Annotated in this window: 4 protein-coding genes and 1 pseudogene; 4 read left to right on the top strand and 1 reads right to left on the bottom strand. The window is 66.6% G+C overall.

The features are described from left to right. Nucleotides 1-1809: hydantoinase/oxoprolinase family protein (locus tag ACFWF3_RS25175; protein ID WP_379315694.1), on the bottom strand; the 1809-nt coding region annotated here is incomplete at its 3' end. A gap of 338 nt (nucleotides 1810-2147) precedes the next feature. Between ACFWF3_RS25175 and ACFWF3_RS25170 the strand changes: the two genes are divergently transcribed. From ACFWF3_RS25170 to ACFWF3_RS25155, 4 genes and pseudogenes are all read left to right on the top strand, one after another. After that, the gene (locus ACFWF3_RS25170) at nucleotides 2148-2903 is read left to right on the top strand and encodes a maleate cis-trans isomerase (protein ID WP_379315692.1); all 756 of its coding nucleotides are present in this window, start codon (nucleotides 2148-2150) and stop codon (nucleotides 2901-2903) included. 37 nt (nucleotides 2904-2940) lie between these two features. Further along, nucleotides 2941-3600: a VOC family protein gene (locus tag ACFWF3_RS25165; RefSeq protein ID WP_378925691.1), complete on the top strand. Its 660-nt coding sequence runs from the start codon at nucleotides 2941-2943 to the stop codon at nucleotides 3598-3600. Continuing rightward, on the top strand, nucleotides 3597-3842 hold the full coding sequence (locus ACFWF3_RS25160) for a hypothetical protein (protein ID WP_379315690.1): 246 nt from the start codon (nucleotides 3597-3599) through the stop codon (nucleotides 3840-3842). Before ACFWF3_RS25165 ends, ACFWF3_RS25160 begins: the two co-directional genes overlap by 4 nt. Next, nucleotides 3839-4614, top strand: a pseudogene (locus ACFWF3_RS25155) (alpha/beta hydrolase); the annotation flags it as partial. The gene ACFWF3_RS25160 and the pseudogene ACFWF3_RS25155, both read left to right, overlap by 4 nt.

Below are 4614 nucleotides of genomic sequence, written 5' to 3'. Positions count from 1 at the left end.
CGCCTGGATTCCCGCTTCCCTGAACCCGCTGTCCTGGCCGTAGAGGTCGGCGTAGCGTGCTTCGAATGCCGTTGCGGCGTCCGTGATCTCCGTCGAGGTCAGCGCACCGCCCGGAACCGGGGTCGCGACCTCTGCCAGCTGCATGGTGTAGCGCATGTCGATCTCGCGGGTGATCTCGACCGACGCGAACTGCAATCCCTGCCGCGAAAGTTGTTCGCGGACCTGTTCCTCGAGCTGCTTGAAGTTCTGTTCGACGCGGGCCGGGTCCAGCGGCATGGCCGCGGGATCGGACAGTTCCCTGGCCAGCACGATGTCGGAGGCGGCCAGGCCGTAGGCCGAGAACGCCGAAGCGACCTGACCGAGTGGAACGACGACGTTGTTCACGCCGATCTCCTGCGCGTAGAACCCACAGTGCGCCGGACCGGATCCACCGAACGCGTAGACGATGAACTCACGCGGATCGTGTCCCGCCTCGACCACCGTTTTGCGCAGCAGGTCGCCGGTCTGGGCGTTCTGGACCTCGTAGATCGCGGCCGCGGCCTGTTCGATCGTCAACCCGAGCGGTTCGGCGATCCGGCGGCGAATAGCCTCTCGTGCCTGTTCCAGGCTCAGCGCCTTGCGTCCGCCGAGCAGCCCGCGTTCGGGCAGGATGCCCAGCACCAGATTGGCGTCGGTATTCGTGGGTTCGGTTCCGCCCTGGCCGTAGCAGGCAGGGCCGGGCACCGCCTGGGCACTGTGCGGCCCGATCTGCAGGTTGCCGCCCGCGTCGAGCCAGGCGATGGCGCCACCGCCGGAGCCGATCGCGTGCACCTCCAGTGTCGGCACGTTGATCGGGTGATGGTTGATGGTGGTGGAGGAGGAACGCACCGGCTCGCCGTCGACCACGAGGCCCGCCAGAAACGTGGTGCCACCGGCGTCGGTGGCGATGATGTTGCGGTGACCGAGCTGCCGCCCGAGTGAGACCGCGCCGACGACGCCACCGGTCAGAACCGAGCCGACGGTCGAGATGGCGTTGCCCGGCGCCTCCGACGCCGCGACCGCGCCGCCGTTGCTCTGCATCACCAGCAGCGGGCCGGCCAGCTTCTTCTCCCGCAGCCGCCCTTCGAGCTCACCGAGGTAGTCGCGCAGCCCGGGTCCGATCTGGGTGCTCATGATCGTGGTGGCGTTGCGCGCGAACTCCCGGATACGCGGGCTGACCTCACTGGAGAGCGCGACGAACACCGACGGGTCGATCTCGTGCACGATGTCGCGGATCCGCCGCTCGTGTGCCGGATTCCGGAACGACCAGAGCAGCGACACCGCGATCGCGGAGATCCCGTCCGCCAACAACGTCGCGACCGCCGACCGCACGTCGTCTTCGTTCAGGGCCACGACCACGCGACCGTCCCGATCGATGCGCTCGGTCACCTCCAGAGCGTGCCGCTTGCTCACCAGGCCGTGCGACTTGCTCTGGTTCAGCACGTTCTGCAGCTGCTCGGGCGAGTTGCCCAGGTACCGCCCCTCGACGTTCATGATGTAAATCGAATCGCGATGTCCCTTGGTGGTCAGGAAGCCGACCTCGGGGACTTTGTTCATCACCAGGGCATTCAGCGACGACGTGGTGCCGTGCGCGATGTGGTGAGTGTCGGCCAGCATCTCCTCCATCGGCCGACCGAGCTGCTCGGCCAGTACCTCGAGGACGTCCATCACCCCCTGCGAGTAGTCCGGCGGCGTCGATGGCGCCTTTCCGGCGACTATCAGCCCATTCCCGTCATCGAGGACGGCATCGGTGAACGTGCCTCCGACGTCCACACCGATCACATATGCCATTGCCGCTGCGCTCCTTCGGACAGTGGTCGGACAGGTCGAGTTTCGACCGATCCCAACGCTAATTACGTTGGTGTCGATTATTTGACGTCCGTGCCGACATGTCAAGACCTATTCGTGATGCCAGTCACTTCTCCCTGGTCAGCGGCATATCAGCTGCCGTCAGGCCATACATCGATGTTACACAGCAGCTACTGGGCATGGATGCGCACGACACGCTGCCCTCCCGCGATGGGAGAAACGCTCGGCGGCACCCACTTGACCAACCATCACTTGTGTCGAATAATTGTCGTATACGTAAATCCTCGACAGTCGGTCGAGGCCGGATCGGAAGGAATCACATGGGTATCCATCGCGTCGGGTTGGTCGTTCCCAGCTCCAATACCACCGTCGAGACGGAGATGCCGGCGCTGCTGTCCCGCCATCCCGAGGCCGAGTTCTCCTTCCACTCCACGCGGATGCGGATGCACACCGTCTCCCCCGAGGGACTGGCCGCGATGAACGCCCAGCGGGAACGCTGTGTCCTCGAGATCGCCGATGCCTCCCCCGAGGTGATCCTGTACGCCTGTCTGGTCGCGGTGATGGTGGGCGGACCGGGCGAGCACCAGCGTGTGGAGAGCTCCGTCGCCGAACAGCTCGCCACCGGCGATTCCCCGGCTCGGGTCCGGTCGAGCGCCGGGGCCCTCGTGGAGGGACTGCGGGCACTGAACGCCCAGCGCGTCGCCCTGGTCACCCCGTACATGCGGCCACTCGCGGCGAAGGTCGTGGCGTACCTCGAGGCGGAGGGTTTCTCCATCAGCGACTGGAGGGCCCTCGAGGTCGAGGACAACACCGAGGTCGGCTGCATCTCGGGCGATCGCGTCATGGACGCGGCTCGCTCGCTGAACCTGGCGGGCGTCGACGCACTCGTCATCTCCTGCTGCGTGCAGATGCCGTCGCTGCCCCTCGTCGACGCCGCTGAGCAAGAGTTCGGCATTCCGGTCCTGTCCGCCGCGACCGCGGGTGCGTACAGCATTCTGCGCAGCCTCGACCTGCCGGTCGCGATCCCGCGGGCCGGCAGTCTCCTGCGCGCCGACGTCGCGGTCGCACCGCACTGACCGCCCCTGTTCGTCCACTTCACCCAGAGGAGTCATCATGAGTGACCTCGCACACACCGTTCGGGGCGTCGACCACGTCGCCTACCCGACCTTCGATCCGGCGGCCACGGTCACCTTCTACCGTGACGTGCTCGGCTTCCCGGTCGTGCATTCGATCTGCGCGGCAGGCTGGGGGCCCGACAAGCACCCCGACTTCATCCACTTCTTCTTCGACATCGGCAACGACGACCGCTTGGCCTTCTTCTACTACTTCGGCCTGGAACCGTTCGAGGACGGCGGCCCACAGGGCGACGCGTACTCCCGGTTCGGTGCCGAGGTCCCCGTCTGGTTCATCCGGTCCCGGCATCTGGCCATCCACGTCGACAGCGAGGACGAACTGCTCGAGTATCGTCGCCGCCTCGACGACAGCCGGTGGCCGGTCGAGATGCGCGTGCAGCACGAGACGATCGACTCGATCTACACCCACGACCCCAACGGCTACATGATCGAGATCACCCGCGCGCTGCGGCCGGTCACGCCCCAGGAAGATCTCGACGCGAACCTGACGATCGACGCCCTGGTCGACGTTGTCTCACAACCGAATCCGAGCATGGCCGCGCTGCTCACCCGCAAGGCCGAGCTCATCGTCGAACGCGCCGCGGCCTGGCAGGACGCCGAGGACGAGCGCCGCCTCGACGCCGAGGCGGTGGCGAAATGACGACACTGTTCATCCTCGACGTTCCCGAGAACAAGCCCGTCGCCGAAGTCGCCGGGCGCGATCCCGAGCTCGGCATCGAACGCGTCGGGCCGTACTTCAAACTCACCTCCGCCGGCACGATCGTCATCGATCGCCGGGCGACCGGGTGCCGCCACGCAGTCTGGTACAGCAGCGTCGCCGGTCTGACCGACTCGGTGATCGTGCAATGGGACAAGGACGCCATGAAAGTCGAACCGCGATGACCCGATCCGCCGAACGGCTGGGCGCCGGACGCTACATCGAATCCGCCGCTGCCCCGACCTCGACCGTGACCTCGGTGCACGAACTGCGCACCCACGACGGCGCGAAAGTCGCAGGCGTGCTGCGCACGGTGCCCGGGGCGCGCACCGTCGTCGCGATCATGCACCCCCGCCAGGACCTCACCCATCACGTGCTGGTGCCCGAACTCCTGGAACGCGGATACGCCGTGTGGACGCAGGGCACCCGGTCACCGAACAACGACATCGCGCTCGTCCACGAACAGGCATTGCTGGACGTGGCCGCAGGCCAGGTGTTCCTGCGCGACCAGGATTTCGATCACGTTGTCACCCTCGGACATTCGGGTGGCGGGACACTGTTCGCCTTCTACCACCAGCAAGCAGGCGCACCATCCGGACAGCGGCTGGCCACCACACCCGCCGGGCGCCGAATCGATCTCACCGGAGCCGAGATGCCGATGCCGGACGGCGCGATCTTCATGGCGCCACATCCGGGTCAGGGCGCGTTGCTGCTGCGGTTGATCGACCCTTCCGTACTGGTGGAATCGGACCCGCTCAGCGTCGATCCCGCGTTGAACCCGTTCGATCCGGCCAACGGATTCGCGGAGCCACCGCACAGTTCCACCTACTCCCCCGAGTTCGTCGAGTCCTACCGCGCGGCGCAACGCCGGCGCATCGAGCGGATCGACGAGGTAGCCCGAGAACACGTCGCCGCGGCATCGCAAGCACGGCGACGCTTCGCGAAGTCCGCGGATCC

This window comes from Nocardia sp. NPDC060220 (assembly GCF_042727815.1).
Taxonomy (GTDB): Bacteria; Actinomycetota; Actinomycetes; order Mycobacteriales; family Mycobacteriaceae; genus Nocardia.
This window is presented reverse-complemented; position numbering and strand designations above follow the sequence as displayed.

What these genes read in the sequence shown, in the direction of transcription:
- ACFWF3_RS25165 (WP_378925691.1), top strand. Translation starts at nt 2,941, where the DNA reads ATGAGTGACCTCGCACACACCGTTCGGGGCGTCGACCACGTCGCCTAC.
- ACFWF3_RS25170 (WP_379315692.1), top strand. Translation starts at nt 2,148, where the DNA reads ATGGGTATCCATCGCGTCGGGTTGGTCGTTCCCAGCTCCAATACCACC.
- ACFWF3_RS25160 (WP_379315690.1), top strand. Translation starts at nt 3,597, where the DNA reads ATGACGACACTGTTCATCCTCGACGTTCCCGAGAACAAGCCCGTCGCC.